This window comes from Haemophilus parahaemolyticus (genome assembly GCF_018373095.1).
Classification (GTDB): Bacteria; Pseudomonadota; Gammaproteobacteria; order Enterobacterales; family Pasteurellaceae; genus Haemophilus_A; species Haemophilus_A parahaemolyticus_A.
The window spans coordinates 21,163-44,372 of the sequence record NZ_JAHAHT010000003.1 but is presented as its reverse complement, the minus strand read 5'-3'; the positions used below and the strand labels follow the sequence as shown (position 1 = coordinate 44,372).

General features: G+C 40.9%; 24 protein-coding genes. 2 read left to right on the top strand and 22 right to left on the bottom strand.

The genetic code is table 11. From position 1 onward, the window contains the following. Positions 1–111 precede the first annotated feature (111 nt). Positions 112–1,287, top strand: coding sequence for an Obg family GTPase CgtA (gene cgtA, locus KH943_RS01040; RefSeq protein WP_304106449.1), 1,176 nt, complete (start codon positions 112–114; stop codon positions 1,285–1,287). Positions 1,288–1,385: 98 nt separating this feature from the next. On the opposite strand, the gene qseC is transcribed toward cgtA, so the two are convergent. The 9 genes from qseC to djlA all read right to left on the bottom strand — a co-directional run bounded on the left by qseC (position 1,386) and on the right by djlA (position 9,584). Next, positions 1,386–2,741 carry a quorum sensing histidine kinase QseC gene (gene qseC, locus KH943_RS01035; RefSeq protein WP_304106447.1) on the bottom strand — a complete coding sequence of 452 codons (1,356 nt, stop codon included), beginning with the start codon at positions 2,739–2,741 and terminating at the stop codon, positions 1,386–1,388. 10 nt (positions 2,742–2,751) lie between these two features. Then, entirely contained in the window at positions 2,752–3,423 is a 672-nt protein-coding gene (locus tag KH943_RS01030; protein ID WP_304106445.1) for a response regulator, read from the bottom strand. A gap of 70 nt (positions 3,424–3,493) precedes the next feature. Then, entirely contained in the window at positions 3,494–3,862 is a 369-nt protein-coding gene (locus KH943_RS01025) for a YgiW/YdeI family stress tolerance OB fold protein (RefSeq protein ID WP_304106443.1), read from the bottom strand. A 132-nt stretch (positions 3,863–3,994) separates the two neighbouring features. Further along, positions 3,995–4,630: an endonuclease III gene (gene nth, locus KH943_RS01020; RefSeq protein ID WP_304106441.1), complete on the bottom strand. Its 636-nt coding sequence runs from the start codon at positions 4,628–4,630 to the stop codon at positions 3,995–3,997. Further along, positions 4,630–5,394, bottom strand: a complete 765-nt coding sequence (locus tag KH943_RS01015) for a TSUP family transporter (protein ID WP_304106439.1) — start codon at positions 5,392–5,394, stop codon at positions 4,630–4,632. The genes nth and KH943_RS01015 overlap by 1 nt, the downstream gene beginning before the upstream one ends. An 11-nt stretch (positions 5,395–5,405) precedes the next feature. Next, a complete protein-coding gene (gene proB, locus KH943_RS01010) occupies positions 5,406–6,497 on the bottom strand; it encodes a glutamate 5-kinase (RefSeq protein ID WP_304106437.1) in 1,092 nt (363 codons plus the stop codon). A gap of 147 nt (positions 6,498–6,644) precedes the next feature. Next, positions 6,645–7,718: a YcjF family protein gene (locus KH943_RS01005; protein ID WP_304106435.1), complete on the bottom strand. Its 1,074-nt coding sequence runs from the start codon at positions 7,716–7,718 to the stop codon at positions 6,645–6,647. 1 nt (position 7,719) lies between these two features. Next, positions 7,720–8,673 (bottom strand): tRNA dihydrouridine(16) synthase DusC, encoded by a 954-nt coding sequence (gene dusC, locus KH943_RS01000; protein WP_304106432.1) that lies wholly within the window; start codon positions 8,671–8,673, stop codon positions 7,720–7,722. Positions 8,674–8,714: 41 nt separating this feature from the next. Continuing rightward, positions 8,715–9,584 (bottom strand): co-chaperone DjlA, encoded by an 870-nt coding sequence (djlA, locus tag KH943_RS00995; protein ID WP_304106430.1) that lies wholly within the window; start codon positions 9,582–9,584, stop codon positions 8,715–8,717. Positions 9,585–9,919: 335 nt separating this feature from the next. On the opposite strand from djlA, the gene metK reads away from it, so the two are divergent. After that, the gene (gene metK / locus KH943_RS00990; protein WP_304106427.1) at positions 9,920–11,068 is read left to right on the top strand and encodes a methionine adenosyltransferase; all 1,149 of its coding nucleotides are present in this window, start codon (positions 9,920–9,922) and stop codon (positions 11,066–11,068) included. A gap of 640 nt (positions 11,069–11,708) precedes the next feature. On the opposite strand, the gene fbp is transcribed toward metK, so the two are convergent. The 13 genes from fbp to KH943_RS00920 all read right to left on the bottom strand — a co-directional run bounded on the left by fbp (position 11,709) and on the right by KH943_RS00920 (position 23,208). Then, a complete protein-coding gene (fbp, locus tag KH943_RS00980) occupies positions 11,709–12,713 on the bottom strand; it encodes a class 1 fructose-bisphosphatase (RefSeq protein WP_304106425.1) in 1,005 nt (334 codons plus the stop codon). A 184-nt stretch (positions 12,714–12,897) separates the two neighbouring features. After that, positions 12,898–13,500 carry a 3-isopropylmalate dehydratase small subunit gene (leuD, locus tag KH943_RS00975; protein ID WP_304106423.1) on the bottom strand — a complete coding sequence of 201 codons (603 nt, stop codon included), beginning with the start codon at positions 13,498–13,500 and terminating at the stop codon, positions 12,898–12,900. A 13-nt stretch (positions 13,501–13,513) separates the two neighbouring features. Next, positions 13,514–14,923 (bottom strand): 3-isopropylmalate dehydratase large subunit, encoded by a 1,410-nt coding sequence (gene leuC / locus KH943_RS00970; RefSeq protein WP_304106421.1) that lies wholly within the window; start codon positions 14,921–14,923, stop codon positions 13,514–13,516. Between the two features lie 310 nt (positions 14,924–15,233). Then, entirely contained in the window at positions 15,234–16,520 is a 1,287-nt protein-coding gene (locus tag KH943_RS00965) for an AmpG family muropeptide MFS transporter (protein WP_304106419.1), read from the bottom strand. Positions 16,521–16,591: 71 nt separating this feature from the next. Then, positions 16,592–16,837: a (Na+)-NQR maturation NqrM gene (nqrM, locus tag KH943_RS00960; protein ID WP_304106417.1), complete on the bottom strand. Its 246-nt coding sequence runs from the start codon at positions 16,835–16,837 to the stop codon at positions 16,592–16,594. A 9-nt stretch (positions 16,838–16,846) separates the two neighbouring features. Further along, a complete protein-coding gene (locus KH943_RS00955; RefSeq protein ID WP_304106415.1) occupies positions 16,847–17,887 on the bottom strand; it encodes an FAD:protein FMN transferase in 1,041 nt (346 codons plus the stop codon). Further along, the gene (locus KH943_RS00950) at positions 17,887–18,216 is read right to left on the bottom strand and encodes a nucleotidyltransferase family protein (protein WP_304106414.1); all 330 of its coding nucleotides are present in this window, start codon (positions 18,214–18,216) and stop codon (positions 17,887–17,889) included. The genes KH943_RS00955 and KH943_RS00950 overlap by 1 nt, the downstream gene beginning before the upstream one ends. After that, complete coding sequence (locus KH943_RS00945; protein ID WP_304106413.1) at positions 18,209–18,646, bottom strand: nucleotidyltransferase substrate binding protein; 438 nt, start codon at positions 18,644–18,646, stop codon at positions 18,209–18,211. Before KH943_RS00945 ends, KH943_RS00950 begins: the two co-directional genes overlap by 8 nt. 74 nt (positions 18,647–18,720) lie before the next feature. Continuing rightward, a complete protein-coding gene (gene nqrF, locus KH943_RS00940; RefSeq protein WP_304106411.1) occupies positions 18,721–19,950 on the bottom strand; it encodes an NADH:ubiquinone reductase (Na(+)-transporting) subunit F in 1,230 nt (409 codons plus the stop codon). A 10-nt stretch (positions 19,951–19,960) separates the two neighbouring features. Next, a complete protein-coding gene (gene nqrE, locus KH943_RS00935) occupies positions 19,961–20,557 on the bottom strand; it encodes an NADH:ubiquinone reductase (Na(+)-transporting) subunit E (protein ID WP_005706892.1) in 597 nt (198 codons plus the stop codon). A 1-nt stretch (position 20,558) separates the two neighbouring features. Continuing rightward, a complete protein-coding gene (locus tag KH943_RS00930) occupies positions 20,559–21,182 on the bottom strand; it encodes an NADH:ubiquinone reductase (Na(+)-transporting) subunit D (protein WP_005706902.1) in 624 nt (207 codons plus the stop codon). Then, entirely contained in the window at positions 21,182–21,955 is a 774-nt protein-coding gene (locus tag KH943_RS00925; RefSeq protein WP_304106407.1) for a Na(+)-translocating NADH-quinone reductase subunit C, read from the bottom strand. Before KH943_RS00925 ends, KH943_RS00930 begins: the two co-directional genes overlap by 1 nt. Continuing rightward, positions 21,955–23,208, bottom strand: coding sequence for an NADH:ubiquinone reductase (Na(+)-transporting) subunit B (locus KH943_RS00920; protein WP_304106405.1), 1,254 nt, complete (start codon positions 23,206–23,208; stop codon positions 21,955–21,957). The genes KH943_RS00925 and KH943_RS00920 overlap by 1 nt, the downstream gene beginning before the upstream one ends. Positions 23,209–23,210 lie beyond the last annotated feature (2 nt).

Here is a 23,210-nt window from a genome sequence, read left to right as displayed (position 1 = left end):
AGGGGAGATTTCAGCGATCTCAATTTGCAAAAAATAGGTCAAAAAAGACCGCTTATCAAATCTCCCCCAGCCCCTCTTTTCTAAAGAGGGGAGCTAAAATAAGGAACAAAAATGAAATCTATTGATGAAGCCCTGATTCGCATTGAAGCAGGTGATGGCGGTAATGGCTGTGTAAGCTTCCGCCGTGAAAAATATATCCCAAAAGGTGGGCCTGACGGGGGAGATGGTGGCGATGGCGGTGATGTTTATTTAATCGCAGACGAAAACTTAAATACTCTTATCGACTATCGCTTTGAAAAACGCTATGCCGCAGGGCGTGGAGAGAATGGACGCAGTGCAGGCTGTACTGGACATCGTGGTAACGACATCACATTACGCGTACCAGTCGGCACCCGTGCGATTGACAATGACACCCAAGAAGTCATTGGTGATTTAACTAAACACGGAATGAAAATGTTGGTGGCAAAAGGTGGCTATCACGGCTTAGGTAATACTCGTTTTAAATCTTCCGTGAACCGAGCTCCACGCCAAAAAACCAACGGCACACCAGGGGAAAAACGCGATTTATTGCTTGAATTAATGCTCTTAGCTGATGTGGGTATGCTCGGTTTACCTAATGCAGGAAAATCAACCTTTATTCGTAGCGTGTCAGCAGCAAAACCGAAAGTGGCAGATTATCCATTTACTACTCTTGTGCCAAGTTTAGGCGTGGCACGAGTGGGATCAGACCGCAGCTTTGTGGTGGCAGATATTCCAGGTTTAATTGAAGGAGCAGCTGATGGTGCGGGCTTAGGTATTCGTTTCTTAAAACACTTGGAGCGTTGCCGCATTTTAATTCACTTAGTGGATATTATGCCAATTGATGAAAGTGATCCAGCGGATAACGTGGCAATTATAGAAAGTGAATTGTTCAAATACAGCGAAAAATTAGCAGAAAAACCGACTTGGCTAGTGTTTAATAAAATCGACACGATGAGCGAAGAAGAGGCTCAAGAGTGTGCCAAAGAGATCGTTGCACGCTTAGGATGGGAAGGAGATTACTACCTGATTTCCGCTGCAACAGGGCAAGGCGTGCCAGCATTGACGCACGACATTATGGACTTTATTGAAGCGAACCCACGTGAAGTGGAAGAAGAAAATAAAGAAGCCGATGAAGTGAAATTCAAATGGGACGACTATCACCAAGAAGCAATACAAAATGCAATCGAAGAAGATGACTGGGATGACTTCGACGATGATTGGTCGGAAGAAGATGAAGAAGGTGTCGAGTTCGTTTATACCCGCTAATATGTAGAAGATCAGACTTAATCTGACAGACTCGAGTTTTTAAACGGGAGACTGTCAGATTGGGTTTGATCTTCTTTATCTTTACCAACACTTTTTAATTAAACTAAAATCACCACCCGCAATCCAATTCTTCTATTATTCTCCATCACATTTTCCAACCGCACTTTCAACCCGTGTAATTCCGCAATTCGCATCACAATTGAAAGCCCTAAGCCACTGCCTTTTTCATTTTGTCCTGCGGGACGGTAGAAACGTTGCCCGAGTTTTTTCAAATCGTCAGGCTCAACGCCGCCACCGTTGTCTTCCACAATAATTTGACAAGCGGTCATTTTTACTGAGATGTTTGCACCTTCAGGGCAATATTTAATCGCATTATCGATTAGGTTTCTGATCATTAAGGAAATTAAAAGTGGCTGTCCTTGTTTCGCTTTGGGTTCGGCTTCTTTTTCAAAAGCCAGCGATATGTGGCGTTTTTCCGCCACAAAATAGCGTTCGGCAATCAGCGATTGGATAATGCCTTCCCAATCAAGCGGTTGAATTTCTTTCAACTCTTGCAAATTATCCAGCTTAGAAAGCGTCAGCAGTTGCTCGATAAGCTGTGATGCACGGTCAATCCCTTGGATTAAATGGGAAAGAGCCTGCTCGCGAAGCTGGGCATTATCACCCGCCAGCTGTGCTACTTCAGTTTGAATGCGAAGGGCTGCCAAAGGGGTACGCAATTCGTGGGCGGCATCAGACGTAAAACGGCGCTCGCGTTGCAACATTGCCGAAGTGCGGTCAAAAAATTGGTTTAAATTTTGTACCAGTGGCAGAATTTCCAGAGGCAAAGATTGTGTATTGAGCAGTGAGACATCGCCCGATTTTCTGCTTTGCACTTCTTGGCTTAAGCGTTTAATTGGCTGCAACTCTTTGTGAATAAGCCACGCAAGCACAATAATTAAAATCGGCAGGCTAGCAAACCAGATCCACATCTGCCCGAAAATCATTTCGTTAATCAACTCTTCGCGATATTCCAGCTCTTGCCCAACGGCGATAATCAGATCGCCATTTGCCACAGGCTGCCAGAAAATCCGCCATTCATCGTCATCATTAAGCATATAGCCTTTGGCGAAGCCGATTTCGTTATCGAACACAAAATTATCGCCATTGCGTCCATCGGTCAGAAGCCGCTTGCCTTGTTTGGAAAAAATCGCAAAGGCAAGAGCATCATCGTCATAATTTTTCTTAAACGAATGGGTTTGGATTTTGTTTCTATCTTTAGCGTGTTCAAGCAGGATATAGCTTAAATCAGAGTTGGCGAGTCGCTCAGCAAACAGAATTTGCTGGGCATCAAACACGTCATTCACTTCATTTCGCACTTGCCACCACGCAACAGTCGTGGAAATAAGCCAAACGAAAAGTGCAGTAAGAGAAAGGACAGAAATGAGACGGAGCGTTAAGCGTTTATTTTCCATTTTCGACCACTTACGGCTGTACCGATGCTTGCCCTAAGGCGTATCCCACGCCGTGTACGGTGCGGATAAACTGCTTACCAAGCTTTTGGCGAAGATTGTAAATATGCACATCTAAAGCACTGCTGCTGATTTCTTCATCCCAAGACGAGAGTTTTTCTTCAATCACAGCACGTGAGAGCACGCGATCTTTATTGAGCATAAAAAGCTCCAGTAATTTATATTCGCGCGTGGTAAGAGGAATCGCTTGCTCGTTAAGTGAAACGGTGCGTTGATTTGGATCGAGTTTGACACCCGCGTGTTCAATCACTGGGTTGTGATGCCCATAACGGCGACGAATTAACGCCTGCAAACGAGCCGCCACTTCCGCCAACGCAAAAGGTTTGCAGAGATAATCATCCGCCCCATGTTGCAAACCTTTTACGCGTTCATCCAAAGTGTCGCGAGCGGTTAAAATCAGCACGGGAACATCTTGATTGTTCGCTCGCCATTGTTGAAGTACGTCCAAGCCATCTAATTTGGGCAAGGTCAGATCGAGCACCACGGCATCGTAAGGTGCGGAAGTCAGTGCATCCAGCCCAGTTTTGCCATCAGTAAACCAATCCACCGCAAAGCCAAGCTGGGTTAAGCCAATCTGTAAACCATTACCGATGAGGCTATCGTCCTCAATTAGTAAAATTCTCATAGAAATTGACCGCTCTTTTACAGTTAAAAAACAAAAACAGCGAGCTGAGCTCGCTATTTTTTTGAGTAAATTATCTTGCTTTTTCAACACGATAAACTTCAAGTTCGGCTTTTTCGAAAGCTTCGTTGTCTAATTTACCACTAATACGGATTTTATCATTCGGACCTACATTTAAGCCATTCCAAGCACGGCGTTTAATTTCCACTTTAATTTGTGCTGTGCCGTCAGTAAATAAGAACTCATCGTCATCGATTTGTTGTGTGATGTTACCCTCTAAGGTAATCATTGAGTTATCTGCTGCTTTTAATGCTTGTTTTACGCTAATTGCTGATTGAGTGCCTGATTGGAAGCCACCATTTGGTGTCGTATTACCGTTAAAGCCAGCAAACGCTGAAGTTGTAGATAAAGCTAAAATAGTTGCTAAGGCAAATTTTTTCATAATGTTTTTCCTTTTTAAGTTGTTTTCTCAAGCAGTATTGCTTTGATGTGTGTATTAAACCAAAGAAATCTTAAGCAAAAGTTAAGAAACGGTTAATTTCGCATAGCGATGAAAAAATAGTTAAATTAAGGTTTAAACCTCTGTTTTCTCTTTATACTCACACAAATCTTCAATAATGCACGAGCCACAACGGGGTTTGCGGGCGATGCAGGTGTAGCGACCGTGCAAAATCAACCAATGGTGCACATCAACTTTAAACTCATCAGGTACAACTTTCAGTAGTTTCTTCTCCACCTCAACCACGTTCTTCCCAGGAGCAAAACCTGTGCGGTTCGAAACACGGAAAATATGCGTATCAACGGCAATGGTTGGATGACCAAATGCGGTATTCAACACCACGTTAGCGGTTTTTCGCCCAACACCCGCAAGGGCTTCTAACGCATCACGATCTTCGGGCACAATGCCGTTGTGTTTTTCAATCAAATCACGGCACGTTTTGATGATATTTTCCGCCTTACTATTAAAAAGCCCAATGGTTTTGATGTACTCTTTTAAGCCATCAACGCCCAAGGCTAAAATCGCTTCAGGCGTATTAGCAACGGGGAAAAGTTTATCTGTTGCTTTGTTCACGCCTTTGTCTGTCGCTTGAGCAGAAAGAATGACTGCGATCAACAATTCAAAAGGTGAAGAATAATTTAATTCAGTGGTAGGATGCGGGTTTTCATTCCGCAATCTTGTTAAAATTTCAATACGTTTTGCTTGGTTCATTATCCAAAAAATCCTTGTTCATAGAGCATTTTGGCGACCATTATAAACGAAATTGTCACTAACATTGGGCGAATTAGTTTTTTGCCTTTAGTTACTACCATTCTCGCCCCCAATGTTGCTCCGATAAATTGCCCAATAAGCATAATAAAGCCAATTTCCCATACGACGGCACCGCCAAAAATGAAGAAAAGTAGCGATGCGAAGTTAGAGGTAAAGTTCAATACTTTAGCGTGAGCAACCGCTTTGGTGAGATTAAAACCAAGTAAAAGCACGAAAGCGAGTGTGTAAAATGAGCCGACTGCAGGTCCGAAAACACCATCGTAAAAGCCTAATCCCATTCCCGCCGTAAAGCCGAACAGCGGGTAGCTGATGCGTTGTTTGCGATCTTGATCGCCAATGTTTGGGCTAAATAAAAAATAGATGCCGATAGCAAAAATTAGAAAAGGCAAGCCGATTTTCAATGCATTCACATCAATATTTTGTACCACGATCGTACCAAGAGCGGCACCGATAAATGTCAGTAAAATCAGCAGTGCAACCTGTTTTAAATCGACCGCTTTTTTGCGAACAAAATAGAGCGAAGCTGAAAACGAACCACCGCACGCTTGCAATTTATTCGTACCTAAAGCAACTGCAGGCGGCAAGCCTGTTGAAAGCAAGGCAGGAATGGTTAATAACCCGCCACCGCCCGCAATCGCATCAATAAAACCTGCAACTGTCGCAACGCCAAAAAGTATTGCGATCACATCAAATCCAAATTCCATAGGTTTTCCTCCTAATAAACGACCATTTCATCGCTATGAATTGCCACCGTACCAAATTCATAGCCGAGCAAGTGCTCAATTTCAGCTGATTTTCGTCCTTTAATACGGCGTAAAGCCTCATCACCGTAACGAACCAAACCAAGTGCTAACGGTTTATTTTCGGTGTTAAATACTTTCACCAATTCACCGCGAGCAAACTCACCTTTGACTTCTAAAATCCCAACAGGTAAGAGCGATTTGTGCTGCAATAATGCGGTTTCTGCCCCTTTATCCACTACAATGCTTCCTACTTGAGGTGCGGCAAAAAGCCACTGCTTGCGCCCTTCCAAGCGGTCGGATTGTACCAAAAATTTGCTACCAATCGCTTTTCCATTGGCTAAATCGACCAGCACATTTTCACGTGAACCAGAGGCTATAATGGTTTCTACGCCTGAACGAGTTGCAATATCAGCGGCAATAATTTTGGTACTCATTCCGCCAGTGCCAAGCCCAGTTGAGCTTCCGCCCGCAATTTGGCGAATTTCAGGTGTGATTTTTTCAACTACAGAAAGTAAAGTTGCACTTGGATCTTTACGCGGATCGGCTGTAAATAAGCCTTCTTGGTCGGTTAATAAATAGAGCTGATCAGCTTGAGCTAAAATTGCCACTAAGGCAGATAAGTTATCGTTATCGCCTACTTTAAACTCTTCGGTTGCCACGGTGTCATTTTCATTGATAACAGGGATAATTTTTTGTTCAAGCAAGGCATTGAGCGTATCGCGTGCATTTAAGAAACGTTCGCGATCATCAATATCAGCACGGGTCAAGAGAATTTGCCCGATATTGATACCGTAAATATCAAAAAGATTTTCCCAAGTGCGGATTAACTGACTTTGCCCAACCGCAGCAAGCATCTGTTTATAAGCAAGCGTTTTTGGCAGTTCTGGATGCCCTAAATAATCACGCCCTGCCGCCGCCGCACCAGAAGTCACGACAATAACGCGATGATGTTGATGAAGCTCGGCAATTTGTTTTACTAGCTCCAACATATAAGGACGGCTAAGGCTTTTCCCTCCGTGGGTTAAAGTGCTTGTACCGAATTTGATAACGATGGTTTTTGACATAGAATTTCCTGAATTTTGTGCAAATGGAATACGTTCATCTTACTTAAAAATAGAGTTAAATAAAATAAAAAAAGTACAGGCGATAAAATAGGGCTTGTGGGCGTGATTTATACGATACTTTATTGACATTTTATCGGTAAGATTCTCTTAAATTTCAACCGCTTGTCTGTCTAATATCTTTTTTACCAACACATCTTTTTGCTCTGAATTTACCAACGACAAATAAATCTCTTTACTCATCACTTTTAAGTTCGGTTTTTCCTCATTTTTAAAGGTAATAGGGCGGCAAAATTCCATTGCTTTAATGCCTAATCGGGCGGTTAAAATCCCTACGCCTAAGCCTTGGATAGCTTGCCCGAAGAGTCTACGTAATACGTTGTGCGACAACATGCCTGCGAGTAACTCTGTCGTGCCTGTAAAAACCATATTTTTGATTACCATTTTGAATAGATGTAGGCGACTGAAATAGCCTAGTTCCATACCATAAATGCGGGTAATTTTGTTGATTAATGCAAAATTTCGCCATGCAACCATTAACACGTCAGCAATGGCGACAGGGCTTAACGCTACAATCACGGCATTATCTCTGGCGTGTTTGGCGATCAGCTTTTGCGCTTGCTTATCAAGCGGAGAAAGTACGGTTTCACTAAATAGTGTCATCACTTGTTCTGCGTTGAGATATTCATTAATTTGTGCTTGCCACGCAGTTTGGCGTTGTTCAAGCTGGGGCGTCGTCTTCATCTGCGCCAACAGATTTTTGCAAAAGGCTTGCGATTTTTCACCGCTTGTAGTCGGTAATACTATACGGTACTGCTCCGCCTCTTGTTGCATCAGTTCGTGCTGTCTAAGTTTACGTAGTTTTCGCCACTCTTGGAAAATGGTTCCCACGCCTGTTAAGCTGATTAACAAAAAGGCAACCGCAAAGAAAAGCGTAATCCATTGTTGATCCGTAATCGCATTTACAATCCATTGCACGCCTTGGGCAAGCAAGGCAATACAAAATAACACGAGGGCTGCCATAATTAACCGAATACGGAAACGTGAAGGTTTGAAATCTTCTTCAAAAAGCAATTCTTTTTCAGCCGATTCGCTTTCGTCTAAATATTGGTAAGCATTGAGATCTTCCTCAATCACAACCTCTTTTTCATCAAAAATTTGTTTAGCTTGAAATATTTCCGTTGGCTGAACAATATCTTCTTCGCTAAAAATCTGTTTTTGCATTTTACGCTCCTTTTTCGACCGCTTGCTCAATATGCTTTTTCAAGCCCTCATATCCGTGTTCGGTTTTCAAAATTTGGAACAGCTGCATTGCTTCTGGGTATTCTTTATCCAAATAATGCAGCCACTGTTTGATGCGTGCCACGTGGTAAAAGCCAGAATCGTGCTCATTTTCCATTTGTACATATTGATAAAGCAGTTGCAGCACTTCTGCCCACGGCATTTTGGCTTGATTAAATTTCACCACACGGCTTAAATTTGGAGTATTTAACGCCCCTCGACCAATCATAATGCGGTTACAAGCGGTAATTTCTTGGCATTTTTTTGCAGAGGCGTAGTCCCAAATTTCGCCATTGGCAATCACTGGAATTGCCAAGCGTTTTTGAATTTCGCTAATCGCTTGCCAGTTAATGCGTTCGGCTCGGTAGCCGTCCATTTTGGTTCGACCGTGCACGGTGATTTCATTCGCCCCGCCTTGTGCTACCGCATCTGCAATGTCAAAGCATTGCTCACTGCTATCCCAACCTAAACGAACTTTCACCGAAACAGGTTGCTCTTTAGGCACCGCGGCTCGAATGGCTTTTGTGGCTTGATAAATCAATTCGGGCGTTTTTAATAATGCCGCACCGCCTTGACTGCCATTTACCGTTTTGGACGGGCAACCACAGTTGAGATCAACGCCGTGTGAACCAAGTTCAATTGCAAGCTCGGCATTTTCAGCAAGCCATTCTGGATATTGCCCCAATAGCTGCACGCGGACAGGCGCGCCTGAAGTGGTTAAGCCTTGATTATGTAATTCAGGGCAGAGGCGATAAAAAGTTTTGCGTGGCAGTTTTTGATCAACCACGCGGACAAATTCGGAAATACAAAGATCGTAATCATTCACTGCGGTTAAAAGCTGACGAACAAAGGGATCTAATACGCCCTGCATTGGGGCTAAAATTACTTGAGGTATCATACAAAAAAGAACGGATAACCTGTGTTATCCGTTATAAACTCCTATTTCCAACCTTTTTGTTTGCAAATCAGATCGTAAGCGGCTTGAATTTGTTGAGTTTTCTCTTTGGCTAATTCCATCATCTCATCTGGCAAGCCTTTTGCCGCTAATTTGTCTGGGTGGTTTTCATTCATCAATTTACGATAAGCACGTTTCACGGTATTTTGATCATCATTAGCCGTTACGCCCAATACTTTGTAAGCGGCATCAATGCTTGGCTGGTGGCTTTGTTGATAGCCACTATATCCGCCTTGTGAATAACTGCCTTGTGAATAGTCACTTTGCTGTGAATATTGTTGATGGAAACCGCCACGGCTGAATTGCTGTGCTGCCATAATCATGCCAAGCATTTGCTCAAATTGCATGCGACTCATGCCCATCGCTTCGGCAATGGTAAACAACACTTGTTGCTCTTGTGCGTCTAATTCGCCATCTTGAATCGCTGCGGTAATTTGCACTTGAATAAAGAAACGCAATAAATCTTGGCGTCTTGCACAAGCCTCACGAAATTCACGAATTACATTACGAAGCGGGAAATCCGCCTCTTTACCTAAGGTAAACGCTTTTTGTGCTTCTTGCTGTGCTTTGGCATCTAAATTCAGATGTGCCATTAAGTTTCGAGCGTTTTGAATATCCTCTTCAGTGACACGCCCTTTGGCTTTTGCCAAGTGTCCAAGGACGGCAAAAGTGGTCAGTGTAAACAGTGTTTGACGGGTTAAGTTTTTACCAAAAATGGAAGAACGTACGCTACCTAGTTCATAGAGTTTTTTATCTGCTAAATGCCCTAAAAATGCACCGAAAATCCCGCCGAATAATCCGTGAAAAATTTGATAACCTAGAAAGAAACCGATGATCTTTCCAATATATTGCATAGCTATTTCCTTATTTTATTGTATTAAATTTTTTGCTTAATAATGACGTTTTTAGGAAAAACAACCTTTATCGAGTAATATGACCACAAAATCCGAGATTTTCTCAGAAATTGATGGATTAAGATGCAAACTCTAGCATATTTAGCCTCACATTCATATTTAAAAAAGCATTGCCTTAGATGCTCAAAAAATGTATTATAGACGTCTAGACGGAAAAACGGCTAATCAAATTTAAGTATATTTGAAAGCAAGCGGTCAGATTTTGCAAAACTTTTGCAAATTGTACCGCTTGTTTCATTCCATTTCATAACACGTTTATCAACAAAGGATAATGTATGGCTATCAATTTATTTACTTCAGAGTCTGTTTCTGAAGGGCATCCAGATAAAATCGCAGACCAAATTTCAGATGCAGTATTAGACGAAATTTTAAAACAAGACCCAAAAGCACGCGTGGCGTGTGAAACCTATGTGAAAACAGGTATGGCATTGGTGGGCGGTGAAATCACTACTTCAGCTTGGGTAGATATTGAAAACTTAACTCGCCAAGTGATTGCAGACATCGGTTACAACCATTCAGATATGGGCTTTGACGCACACTCTTGTGCGGTATTAAACGCCATTGGTAAACAATCGCCAGACATCAATCAAGGTGTAGACCGTGCTGATCCGCTAGAACAAGGCGCAGGCGACCAAGGGATTATGTTCGGTTATGCAACCAATGAAACCGATGTGTTAATGCCAGCACCAATCACTTATGCTCACCGTTTAATGGAACAACAAGCGAAAGTACGTAAATCAGGCAAATTAGACTGGTTACGCCCAGATGCGAAAAGCCAATTAACCTTCATTTATGAAGGCAATCAAATCAAAGGTATTGATGCGGTCGTACTCTCAACCCAACATGCAGAATCTGTTTCACAAAAAGAGGTTTTTGAAGGCGTGATGGAAGAGATCATTAAACCAATCTTGCCAAGAGAATGGTTAAGCCAAAACACCAAATATTTTATCAACCCAACGGGTCGTTTCGTGATTGGCGGGCCAATGGGCGATTGTGGCTTAACAGGACGTAAAATCATCGTCGATACCTACGGTGGTGCAGCACGTCACGGTGGCGGTGCGTTCTCTGGTAAAGATCCATCAAAAGTTGACCGATCTGCAGCCTATGCAGCACGTTATGTGGCAAAAAATATCGTAGCTGCAGGGTTAGCAGATCGTTGTGAAATCCAACTTTCTTATGCAATCGGTGTGGCTGAACCAACCTCAATTATGGTGGAAACCTTCGGCACAGGTAAAGTGAGCAATGAAGTATTAGTGCGTTTAATCCGTGAAAACTTCGATTTACGCCCTTATGGTTTAATCAAAATGTTAGATTTGATCCGCCCAATCTACCGTGAAACAGCTGCTTACGGTCATTTCGGTCGTTCACACTTTCCTTGGGAACAAACTGATAAAGCGGATGCATTGAGAGCGAGTATAAAATAAAAGTTCCTCATTTAAAAATAAGTAATAAATAACTTGTTTTTAAAAAGAATTTTCAAAAATAAGATATATAAAACCAAAAGGCATAGTTGATAAAACAGTTGTTAACATTTATTAAAAAAATGTTAACAACTGTTTTTATTTAAAAAATCCTTTATAAACATAATCTTACGAATTCTCGTTAATCCATTATGATTATTTAATTAACGTTTTAGATGTTTAAATAATCCCCCAAGTCTATTTGTAGTTCTATCCATATTTCTTTCAGACTAAAAGGTAGTATCCATAATGATGTTCAAGAATTTATTTTCAGGCTACTTTAGATGAGTTTTAGGTGATTTATCAATATATTGTTGACTGGTTCTAACCGAACATTGATATTTTATAATATTGATTACAAAAATAACGTTGAGTATTATTTTGTTTGTTATATTTCTTTATACTCGCACTTTGGTAAAATAGATCGCTTTTATTTATTTTTCAAAAAGTGTGCTTAAAGCCTTATAGCAAAAGGCTTTAAGCACATTTAATCAACTATTTTTCCTATATGCCTTATTTCTTATGATTGTAAATTTTCCGCTAACAAGCCGTACTTTAATCATATTAAATTGAGGCTATTTTGAAGTGCTATTTTTTAAATAATCTATTCCGCAAATTCCTGCATAAATTCAACCGCTTTTTCAACCATCTCTTTAGAACCTGTAAAGAACGGGACTCGTTGGTGTAGCTTGGTTGGTTTGATATCTAAAATTGGGTTAATACCATCTGTTGCTAAGCCACCTGCTTGTTCGGCTAAGAATGCCATTGGGTTACCTTCATAAAGTAAACGCAGTTTACCTTGCGGATAAACAGTTGATGTTGGGTAGATATAAATCCCACCTTTGAGCAAGTTACGATGGAAGTCGGAAACCAATGAGCCGATATAACGAGAAGAATACGGGCGCTTGGTTGCTTCATCACTCTCTTGGCAATATTTAATAAAGCGTTTCACGCCTTGAGGAAAGGTGACATATTGCCCTTCGTTGATAGAATAATATTTACCTTTTTCGGGCATTTGCATATCAGGATGAGAGAGAATAAACAAGCCAAGCGATGGCTCATAAGTAAAGCCGTTTACGCCGTTGCCCGTGGTATAAACCAACATTGTAGATGAACCGTAAGTGATATAACCAGCCGCTACTTGTTTTCTTCCTTCTTGCAAAAAATCTTCCATTGTCACTGGCGTGCCGATTGGTGACACACGTTTGTAGATAGAGAAAATCGTCCCGACAGAAACATTCACATCAATATTGGATGAGCCATCAAGCGGGTCTGTCATTAAAATATATTTTGCATTACGGGAACGCTCAGTATCAAATGAGATAAAACTGTCATCTTCTTCAGAAGCAAAGCCCGCTACTTCTTCGCGTGCAATAAGAGCTTTTTTCATTGTTTCATTGGCAAATACATCTAGTTTCATTTGGGCTTCGCCTTGAATATTTTCCGATCCTGCAACACCTAAAATATCCTTACTCAACCCCGCGTGGTTAATTTCGCGGTGGATAAATTTTGCCGCCAAGCGGATGGAAGAGAGAATGCCACTAAGCTCCCCTTTTGCTTGTGGATATTCCGATTGTTTCTCAATGATAAATTCACCTAATGTTTTCATAATCACTCCTTTTTATGAATCGTTCAGTTAATGAAAAACAGTGTATTAACTTTATTATAGAAAGTATTTATAGAAAAGATATAATAGAAATGTTGAAAAATGTGAACTAGATCACACAGTTTTAGCTATAAAAAGAATAGATAAAGCGGCTAAGTAAAAACATAACCGCTTGATTTTTTTGAGATTAACGTAAGAATCTAGGAATATTTTTCTCGTATTCTACGATTTTATCTTCGTGCTGAAGGGTTAAACCAATATTGTCTAAGCCTTCAAGCAAGCAGTGGCGACGGAATTCATCTAGCTCAAAGTGGTAAACTTTATCGCCAGTAGTCACGGTCATTGCTTCTAAATCCACATCAATTTGCTTGCCCTCATTTGCCCATACCCATTGGAAAATCTCTTCTACTTCTTCTTCGCTTAAGCGAATCGGTAGCATATGGTTATTCAAGCTATTGTTATAGAAAATATCTGCAAAACTTGGTGCAATCATTACTTTAAAACCGTAATCCGCTAACGCCCAAGGTGCGTGCTCGCGTGATGAGCCACAGCCTAAATTTTTACGGGCAAGTAAGATTTTTGCTCCTTGATATTGCGGATAGTTCAATACAAAATCTGGGTTAGGCTTTGTGCCTTCAGCGTCTAAATAACGCCATTCATGGAAAAGATGTTTCCCAAAGCCCACTCTGGTAATGGCTTGTAAGAATTGTTTTGGGATGATTGCATCGGTATCCACATTTGCTGCATCAAGAGGCACGACTAAGCCTGAAAGTTGTTTAAAACCTGCCATTATTTTATCCTTATTAATTTAATGCCACTTGGCGAATATCTACAAATTTACCGAACATTGCCGCGGCTGCTGCCATTGCTGGGCTCACTAAGTGCGTGCGGCCATTACGACCTTGACGACCTTCGAAGTTACGGTTAGAGGTTGAAGCACAACGTTCCCACTCACCTAAGCGGTCATCATTCATTCCTAAGCACATAGAGCAACCTGGATTACGCCATTCTGCACCTGCTTCGATAAAGATTTTGTCTAATCCCTCTTTTTCTGCTTGCTCTTTTACTAAGCCTGAACCTGGCACAACAAGCACACGTTTGACATTATCCGCCTTTTTACGCCCTTTCATCACTGCTGCAGCTGCACGTAAATCTTCAATACGAGAGTTGGTGCAAGAACCGATAAACACCTGATCGACAGGAATTTCTTGAAGATCGGTATTTGGCTCAAGCCCAATATAGGCTAAGGCTTTTTCTGCAGAGGCTTTCGTGACAGGATCTGCCATCTCTTCAGGATTTGGCACAACCTGGTCGATCCCGATTACTTGACCAGGGTTTGTTCCCCAAGTTACTTGTGGAGCGATGTCTTTTGCTTCCAACACAACAACAGTGTCAAATTGTGCATCATCATCTGATTTTAAGGTTTTCCAATATTCAACTGCATCATCCCAATCTTTGCCTTGTGGTGCGTGTGGACGACCTTTTAAGTAGGCGAAAGTGGTTTCATCTGGTGCGATTAAGCCCGCTTTTGCACCCAATTCGATTGCCATATTACATACCGTCATTCGACCTTCCATTGAAAGATCTCGAATGGCTTCACCGCAAAATTCTACAACATGCCCTGTACCGCCTGCCATCGTGGTTTTACCGATAATTGCAAGTACGATGTCTTTTGCGGTAATACCTGGATTTACTTTACCACGTACTTCAATTTTCATACTTTTCGCACGAGCTTGTTTAAGGGTTTGGGTCGCTAACACGTGTTCCACTTCTGAAGTACCAATACCGAACGCCAATGCTCCGAATGCCCCGTGAGTTGCAGTGTGAGAGTCACCACACACAATCGTCATTCCTGGAAGGGTTAAGCCTTGCTCTGGCCCCATTACGTGCACGATACCTTGTTCTTTTGTACTCATATCAAACAATTGAATACCTGTTGTTTTCGTGTTTTTTGCCAGTTCCAGAACTTGGATCTTCGCCTGACCTTCAAGTTTGTTTACATCACGCACTTGGGTAGAAATACTGTGATCCATCGTTCCAAATGTTTTGCCTACTTGGCGAACTTGACGCCCAGCTACACGTAAGCCATCAAATGCCTGCGGACTGGTTACTTCGTGAATAAGATGACGGTTGATATAAAGAATCGGCGTTTCGCCTTTGGCTTCATAAACGACGTGTGCATCGAAAAGTTTTTCGTATAGTGTTTTTGCCATAATAAATTCCAACTCAAAATAAAATCAAAGAGTGCAATTGTAAAAAATTTTACTTTTTTAACCGCTTGCCTAAAACACTTTAACTATAACGGTTCAATAAATGAAAGTAAAATGCTAATTTAATGAGAATAGACGATTTTTATGCTAGTAAAAAAGCCTAAAACGAGGTATTTTAGGCTTTTAACAGAATAAAATATTAGAACTAAAAACAAACTTAGAGGGTTATCTAGCAATTTCACTGCTTTATAGCGTGATTTGCTTAAAAGAGTTTTTCCTCTATTTTAATATTAAAAGGAAAAAACTATCAAGTTTAACATTTAGGATGCTCATTCCAAGGCGCAACTTTAAATAACATTAACATCCCAGGGATTGCAACAAAAAAACAAAGCCAGAAAAAGCGATAGTAACCAAACTCTTCCACCAAATGCCCTGTATAAGCCCCTAAGAATTTACTCGGTAAGGCGGCAAGGCTTGTGAAAATAGCCAATTGCATTGCAGTATAAAGCGGATTAGTTTCACGAGCCATAAAAGCAACGAAAGCAGCTGTGCCTAAGCCTACACCTAAGTATTCTCCCGCCATCACGAGTCCCAATTTTAAAAGCTCATTTGTGCCGATAGAAGCGGTCTCAAAATGCCCAAAACTTGCAAGATAGGCAAAGCCCAAGATGGTAACCAATTGCACGCTACCGAATATCCACAAAGAACGGTTTACGCCAAGTTTAAGCATAGCTATGCCGCCTACAATACCGCCTGCGATACTACACCAAAGTGAAGTCGTTTTTACCACAGCGGCAATATGTGATTTAGTAAATCCCATATCCAAAATAAATTTGGTTTGTAGCGAAGTAGCGAGTGAGTCGCCCAGCTTATAAAGAAAAATAAAAAGGATTAACCCCAAGGCTCCCATCACGCCTTTACGTGTGAAAAACTCCATAAAAGGATCAACAAAAGCGGTGTAAAAGGGTTTGCTTTTATCTATGGGCGAATGTTGCGGTTCTTTGGCAATCAGGGTAATCAACAAACAAGGCAACATAAAACTTGCGGTGATAATAAACACCGTTTGCCAAGGGTAATGATCTGCTAAAAAGAGTGATAATCCGCCAGGAATGAGTCCCGCAATGCGGTAAGCATTCACGTGAATGGAATTACCCAAACCGAGTTCATTGTCGCTTAAAAGCTCGCGACGAAACGCATCAATCACAATATCTTGTGTCGCTGAGAGAAATGCCAACACAATCGAGAGAAGTGTGATGACGCTTATATCTTGCACAGGATCAAAAAAGCCGTAGCTAATTAAAATCAAGAATAGCCCGATTTGTGAGAGAAAAATCCAACTGCGACGACGCCCTAAAATTGGTGGGAAATAGCGATCTAATAAGGCAGCCCAAAGAAATTTCCAAGTGTACGGTAGCGAAGTTAATGTGAAAGCTGCAATGGTTTTTATATCCAAATTCATTGAAGTAAACCACGCAGGCAGCAGTTGGATTAACACAAATAGCGGCAAGCCAGAACAGAAGCCTGTATAAAGGCAAAGCAACATATTCTTCGTAAAAATTTGTTGCCAGATGGACGGTTGAGAAGATGGAGAAGCGGTCATTTTTTTCCTTAAATTTGCAAACCAAGTAAAAAAGCACAAGTCCAATACTTGTGCTTTTATCAGGATTTGATTTATTTCACTTCATAAAACTGCGGTTCTTTATTAAAACGTGCTACCTCTTCTGGATCTACGGTACCATCTGCGATTTTTGCTTTTAAGTTATCGCAAGGCTCTTCACAGTCGCACATTTTTTTCATACCTAAGGCTGTAATACCTCCACAGCTACCTTTGATAGTTTTACCTTTGATAATAAAGCCGATAGACATAGCAAAAATCACGGCGATGAAAAAGCCGAAAGTAATTAAAAGGGTTTCCATTATTCACTCCTATTTAGATTCGATAAGTTTTTTAAACTCGCTCGACATTTGGGTTTCGAAATTATCACCTTTTTTGACGATTAAAAATACTGCTAATTTCTCTTTTTCAGCAATTGTTAATGCCTTTTCTGCACCAAGCACAAATAAACCTGTAGATAAGCCATCAGCGGTCATTGTAGTTGGAGCAAGAACAGTTATCGAAGCAAGATTATGACTGACAGGGCTAAGCTTTGCGGGGTCGATAATATGAGACATACGGCTACCATTTTCATCTTCGAAATAGTTGCGGTAGTTGCCTGAAGTTGCCATTCCTAAATTATGCAATGGAGTGATGATTTGCACTGATTCACCTTGGACTAAAGTCGGTTGCTCAATTGCAATTCGCCACGGTTCATTTTGTAAATTGTTGCCCTTGCCACGCAATTCTCCCCCTATTTCAACTAAGTAGTTACTTATGCCCAACTGCTCTAAATATTCGGCAAGTTTATCTACGCCAAAACCTTTGGCAATCGAAGAGAGATCGAGATAAAGCCCTTTTACGCTTTTAGTGAGCATTGGCTTTTCACTCGTCATATCAAGATTGAATTTATCAATCCCTACCAAAGCAGCTCGTTCTGCAATTTGTGCTTCGCTTGGTACTTTGTTTAAGCGTTTATCTGGCCCGAAGCCCCATAAATTCACAAGAGGACCGACAGTCACATCTAAGGCTCCATCAGTCACTTTATTCAGTCTAATCGCTTCTTGCACTACTTTGGCAAAATCTTTAGAAATCGCAAAAGATTGATTGGCTTCAGTATTGTAATTAAACTGACTGATCTCCGAATCTTTTTGGTAAGTGGACATTTCATCATTTACCGTTTTGAGCAAGCCATTGAGTTGCTTTTGCACATCTTCAGCTTTTGGGAGTTGTACCTTACCATCATCAATATATTTAACGTGATAGGTCGTGCCCATCGTTTTACCTTCAAACGAAATCTGTTCAGGTGCTTTTTCACAAGCGGTTAAAAAAAGTAAACCGATTGCAAGAAGTAAAAGAGATTTGAGTTTCATTATTCTACTGTTTTGGCTGATAAAGGTTTATTTAACAAAGGAAATTCTTCGTAGCGAGCTAATATAATCTGTTTAAAGCTGTTACTACAACTTGCCCAATCAATCAGATCCACTTTAAAGGGCAAATCAGAATCAGAAAAGGCTTCTGCTAATTCTCGCTGTTGACGAATCGTGAGCGGTATTTCGGTAAGCAATGCCAAATCTAAGTCAGAATAGTGCTTTGCAGTTCCTTTAATGCGAGAACCAAACGCCCATACCTTTGTGGTGGGCAAGTGCTCGGCTAGGATTTTTTGTACAATCACTAACTGGTTCACACTAAGATCAATCATATTGATTACGTTGTTGTAACTGTTTAAGCAAAAAACGACTACTTTCTAAAAAATCAGATATGCCATTATAAACTTGCTGAGCTTTGCTTTCATTATAGGTATGAGAGGTGATATTTCTCATTTTACGATAATCCAGCCAATCTTCCATTCGTTCAATTAAGCCATATTGCAGAGAGAGGCGTAGCATATCTCTAAAGTCAGCACTATCAATATCTAGATCATTAGAAGCAATACGTTTTAATTGTCGTTTGAGCATTTTAATATCTAGCTCATAGACAAATTCAAATTTTTGGATCGCACCTGCGATCAGTGTATCTTGAATAATCGGCTGTGGAGTGTTAAACCATTCGTGATTTTCAAGGCTTTTTAAGGTTTCCTCTAAGGAAGTAACAGCCTTTTCAAGTGCAGTTGTATCTAATATCTCTGTCATTGCTTATATGTAACAAGCGGTGCGATTTGCAAAACTTTTTACAAATCGAACCGCTTTTAATCGATTAAGTGAGATTAACCACCGAAATCATCTAATAAGATGTTTTCGTCTTCCACACCTAAATCTTTCAGCATCTTGATTACCGATGCGTTCATAATTGGTGGTCCACACATATAGTATTCACAATCTTCTGGTGCCTCATGATCTTTTAAGTAGTTTTCATAAAGTACATTGTGGATAAAGCCTGTGTAACCTGTCCCGTTATCTTCTGGTAATGCGTCTGACAACGCCACATACCATACGAAATTATCGTTTTCAGCTTGGAGTTGGTCGAAGTCTTCTTGATAGAAGATTTCACGTTTAGAACGTGCACCATACCAGAATGACATTTTACGTTTAGAGTGTAAGCGTTTTAACTGGTCGAAGATGTGTGAACGCATTGGTGCCATACCCGCACCACCACCGATAAATACCATTTCTGCATCGGTTTCTTTCGCGAAGAATTCACCGAATGGGCCAGAAATTGTTACTTTATCACCTGGTTTTAATGACCAAATGTATGAAGACATTTGACCTGGAGGTGCATCTGGGTTGCTTGGTGGTGGTGTTGCAATACGCACGTTAAGCATAATGATGCCTTTCTCTTCTGGGTATGAAGCCATTGAGTAAGCACGAATGATATGCTCGTCCACTTTAGACACATAACGCCATAGGTTATATTTGTCCCAGTCCTCGTGATACTCTTTTGGAATATCAAAGTCTTTATAATTAACTGTGTGAGGATCGGCTTCAATTTGGATATAACCACCTGCACGGAATGGCACTTCTTCACCTTCAGGAATCGCTAATTTAAGCTCTTTAATAAAGGTTGCTTTGTTATCGTTAGAAATAACGGTACATTGCCATTTTTTCACGCCGAAGATTTCTTCTGGGAGTTCAACGTCCATATTACCTTTTACATTTACTTGGCAAGATAAACGGTAACCTTCTTTTGCCTCACGTTTGGTGATGTGAGAAAGTTCAGTTGGAAGGATTTCACCACCGCCTGATTTTACTTTCACGATACATTGACCACATGAGCCACCACCACCACAAGCCGATGAGACGAAAATCCCTTTGCTCGCTAAAGCACCAAGTAATTTTCCGCCCGCTGGAAGGGTGATTGATTTTTCAGGATCGTCGTTAATAGTAATGGTGATGTCACCTGAATCCACTAACTTAGATTTTGCTAAAAGGATAAATACTGCAAGCACTAATACAAGGGCAGTAAATACCACGATACCGAAAATAAAATTACTATCCACGATATGCTCCTTATAATTGAATGCCTGAGAATGACATAAAGCCTAATGCCATTAAACCTACAGTGATGAAAGTGATACCCAAACCACGTAAACCTGCTGGCACATCTGAGTATTTCATTTTCTCAGTTAAACCTGCAAGAGCTACAATAGCCAGCATCCAGCCTGTACCAGCCCCAATACCGTAAACTACTGATTCTGTGAAATTATATTCACGTTGAACCATGAATGATACGCCACCGAAGATCGCACAGTTTACGGTAATCAATGGTAAGAAAATACCTAACGCACTATAAAGTGCTGGGAAGAATTTATCTAAAATCATTTCCAACACTTGAACAAGTGCTGCAATTACACCGATAAATGTAATGAAGTTTAAGAAACTTAAATCAACACCTTCGATTAAAGCACCATCTTTTAATACATGAGTATAAACTAATTGGTTTGCTGGTACGGCAATACCTAATACAACGATTACCGCAATCCCTAAACCGAAAGCTGTCGAAACTTTCTTAGACACCGCAAGGAATGTACACATACCAAGGAAGAAAGAAAGTGCCATATTCTCAATGAATACGGATTTTACAAAAATACTGAGTAATTCTTGCATCTTATTTCTCCACTTGTTCTGGTTTCCATGTTCTGATACCCCAGATCACGAAACCAATGATAAAAAACGCACTCGGTGCTAAAAGGAATAAACCATTTGCTTGATACCAACCACCATCTTGGATAGTTTGGAAGATAGTCACACCAAAGAGTTTACCTGAACCGATAAGCTCGCGTAAGAAAGCGACAATAATTAACATTGCACCGTAACCTAAACCGTTACCGATACCGTCGACAAAGCTTTCTACAGGACCTGATTTCATTGCAAAGGCTTCTGCACGCCCCATTACGATACAGTTAGTAATGATCAAACCAACGAATACCGATAATTGTTTTGAAAGTTCGTAAGCATACGCACGTAATACTTGGTCAACCAAGATTACTAATGATGCAATGATCGCCATTTGCACAATGATACGGATACTATTTGGAATATAGTTACGGATCATTGAGATGAACATACTAGAGAAAGCGGTTACTAAACTTACCGCAATCGCCATTACCACCGCTGTTTGTAGCTGTGTGGTTACCGCAAGTGCAGAACAGATACCTAAGATTTGTAATGCAATTGGGTTGTTATCAACCACTGGCGATAACAAGAGTTTTTTAAGGTTGTTGCCTGCCATTAGTTAGCTCCTGCTGTTGCTTTAAATTTCGCTAAGAATGGACCAAAACCATTTTGACCGAACCAGTATTTGAATGAACCATCCACACCTTTTGAAGTTAAGGTAGCACCTGAAAGACCATCAATACCGTGTTCTTTATTTGCTGATGCACCTTTACCGACGGTTAAAGCCACATTGCCTTGTTCGTCAAATAATTTTTTGCCTACAAAATGTTTTTGCCAGTTCGGATTTGCAATTTCGCCACCAAGACCTGCGGTTTCACCTTGTTCATAGTAGGTAATACCATTGATGGTATTTGCATCTGGTTGAACTGCCACAAAGCCGTACATAATTGACCATAAACCATTGCCATACATTGGTAATACGGCTTGGCTCACTTTACCTGTTTCATCTTTTACAAGATAAATTTCAGCATATTTTGCACGCACTTTAATGTTTGCTTTGTCATCTGCTTGGGCAATTTGCACGTTTTGTGCAGGATCTTTTGCTGCTGCTTTTGCATCAAAGTTAGTAATACCATCAACATAATCACCTGTTGCTAAATCCACAATTTTTGGCTCAATGAATTTTGCGTAAGTGTCTTGCACATTGGTATTTTTTTGCATTAAACCAGCCGCTTGTAAGATGTTTTTCTGTTTATCAAGCTGTTTTTGGATCTCTTGTGTTGGTTTTAACAACACCGCAGCACCCGCTACGATAAGAGAACAGACTAAGCTCAACAACACAACGACAGTTAAAGTACCGCCAACGCTATCTTTATTAAATTTAGCCATTATGCAGCTTCCCCCGTTTTTACAGCAGTTCTCGCTTTTCTGCGTTTAATGTTACCTTGAACCACTAAGTAGTCGAAGATTGGTGCGAACAAGTTAGCGAATAAGATTGCTAGCATCATACCTTCTGGATACGCAGGGTTTACGACACGAACAAGCACCGCCATGAAACCGATTAAAATACCGTACCACCACTTACCTTTATTGGTAAATGATGCAGATACTGGGTCGGTTGCCATAAAGAACATACCAATTGCGAAACCACCTAACACGAAGTGCCAATGCCATGGCATTGAGAACATTGGGTTAGTATCTGAACCAATAATATTAAACATCGTTGCAGTTGCCGCCATACCGATCATTACACCAGCAATAATACGCCACGAAGCAATACGTGCAAATACAATGATTGCTGCACCAATGATTAAAGCAAGAGTTGAAACTTCACCCATTGAACCAGGTAAGTTACCTAAGAATGCATCCATCCAAGTAATAGGTTCGCCTGTTGCAACATGTTTTAATGCTGTTTCACCACCTGCAGCCCATTGTGAAAGTGCAGTCGCACCTGAGAAACCATCCGCAGCCGTCCAAACTAAGTCACCCGAAATTTGTGCTGGATATGCGAAGAATAAAAACGCACGACCTGCTAATGCTGGGTTCATAAAGTTTTTACCTACACCACCGAAGACTTCTTTCGCAACAACTAAACCGAAAGTAATACCAAGAGCAGCTTGCCATAATGGTAATGTTGGTGGAACGATTAACGCGAATAAAATGGTTGTTACGAAGAAACCCTCATTCACTTCGTGACCACGCACGATAGCAAATAATAATTCCCAGAACATACCCACTGCGAATGCGACGATATAGATAGGTAAGAAGAAAATCGCACCCAGTGCCATTTTGCTTCCCCAACCTGCTGCAGAAGTTAAGTCAATTCCGACCGCTTGTGCTACAGCATAGTGCCAGTCGTTTGCAATTACTTGTTGCAAGTTGCCTAAACTAGTAATCGCTTGAATTGATTGATGCCCCACGTTATACATACCGTAGAATAACGCTGGGAACAATGCTAACCAAACGATAATCATCATACGTTTTGAGTCTAAAGCATCACGTACGTGAGTCGTTTTTTGCGTTGCTGTACCCGGTGTATAGAACAAAGTAAATACCGATTCAAATAAAGGGTATAATTTTGCGTATTTACCACCAGGAAGAAACGCGGGTTCCATTTTTTCAAAAAGATTTTTCAAACCCATTT

What these genes read in the sequence shown, in the direction of transcription:
- KH943_RS00950 (WP_304106414.1), bottom strand. Translation starts at nt 18,216, where the DNA reads ATGATTGATCTTAGTGTGAACCAGTTAGTGATTGTACAAAAAATCCTA.
- metK (WP_304106427.1), top strand. Translation starts at nt 9,920, where the DNA reads ATGGCTATCAATTTATTTACTTCAGAGTCTGTTTCTGAAGGGCATCCA.
- KH943_RS01025 (WP_304106443.1), bottom strand. Translation starts at nt 3,862, where the DNA reads ATGAAAAAATTTGCCTTAGCAACTATTTTAGCTTTATCTACAACTTCA.
- KH943_RS00925 (WP_304106407.1), bottom strand. Translation starts at nt 21,955, where the DNA reads ATGGCTAAATTTAATAAAGATAGCGTTGGCGGTACTTTAACTGTCGTT.
- fbp (WP_304106425.1), bottom strand. Translation starts at nt 12,713, where the DNA reads ATGAAAACATTAGGTGAATTTATCATTGAGAAACAATCGGAATATCCA.
- KH943_RS00965 (WP_304106419.1), bottom strand. Translation starts at nt 16,520, where the DNA reads ATGACCGCTTCTCCATCTTCTCAACCGTCCATCTGGCAACAAATTTTT.
- leuD (WP_304106423.1), bottom strand. Translation starts at nt 13,500, where the DNA reads ATGGCAGGTTTTAAACAACTTTCAGGCTTAGTCGTGCCTCTTGATGCA.
- KH943_RS00945 (WP_304106413.1), bottom strand. Translation starts at nt 18,646, where the DNA reads ATGACAGAGATATTAGATACAACTGCACTTGAAAAGGCTGTTACTTCC.
- proB (WP_304106437.1), bottom strand. Translation starts at nt 6,497, where the DNA reads ATGTCAAAAACCATCGTTATCAAATTCGGTACAAGCACTTTAACCCAC.
- KH943_RS01030 (WP_304106445.1), bottom strand. Translation starts at nt 3,423, where the DNA reads ATGAGAATTTTACTAATTGAGGACGATAGCCTCATCGGTAATGGTTTA.
- qseC (WP_304106447.1), bottom strand. Translation starts at nt 2,741, where the DNA reads ATGGAAAATAAACGCTTAACGCTCCGTCTCATTTCTGTCCTTTCTCTT.
- dusC (WP_304106432.1), bottom strand. Translation starts at nt 8,673, where the DNA reads ATGATACCTCAAGTAATTTTAGCCCCAATGCAGGGCGTATTAGATCCC.
- KH943_RS01015 (WP_304106439.1), bottom strand. Translation starts at nt 5,394, where the DNA reads ATGGAATTTGGATTTGATGTGATCGCAATACTTTTTGGCGTTGCGACA.
- KH943_RS00920 (WP_304106405.1), bottom strand. Translation starts at nt 23,208, where the DNA reads ATGGGTTTGAAAAATCTTTTTGAAAAAATGGAACCCGCGTTTCTTCCT.
- KH943_RS01005 (WP_304106435.1), bottom strand. Translation starts at nt 7,718, where the DNA reads ATGCAAAAACAGATTTTTAGCGAAGAAGATATTGTTCAGCCAACGGAA.
- KH943_RS00955 (WP_304106415.1), bottom strand. Translation starts at nt 17,887, where the DNA reads ATGAAACTCAAATCTCTTTTACTTCTTGCAATCGGTTTACTTTTTTTA.
- nqrE (WP_005706892.1), bottom strand. Translation starts at nt 20,557, where the DNA reads ATGCAAGAATTACTCAGTATTTTTGTAAAATCCGTATTCATTGAGAAT.
- djlA (WP_304106430.1), bottom strand. Translation starts at nt 9,584, where the DNA reads ATGCAATATATTGGAAAGATCATCGGTTTCTTTCTAGGTTATCAAATT.
- KH943_RS00930 (WP_005706902.1), bottom strand. Translation starts at nt 21,182, where the DNA reads ATGGCAGGCAACAACCTTAAAAAACTCTTGTTATCGCCAGTGGTTGAT.
- nqrM (WP_304106417.1), bottom strand. Translation starts at nt 16,837, where the DNA reads ATGGAAACCCTTTTAATTACTTTCGGCTTTTTCATCGCCGTGATTTTT.
- leuC (WP_304106421.1), bottom strand. Translation starts at nt 14,923, where the DNA reads ATGGCAAAAACACTATACGAAAAACTTTTCGATGCACACGTCGTTTAT.
- cgtA (WP_304106449.1), top strand. Translation starts at nt 112, where the DNA reads ATGAAATCTATTGATGAAGCCCTGATTCGCATTGAAGCAGGTGATGGC.
- nth (WP_304106441.1), bottom strand. Translation starts at nt 4,630, where the DNA reads ATGAACCAAGCAAAACGTATTGAAATTTTAACAAGATTGCGGAATGAA.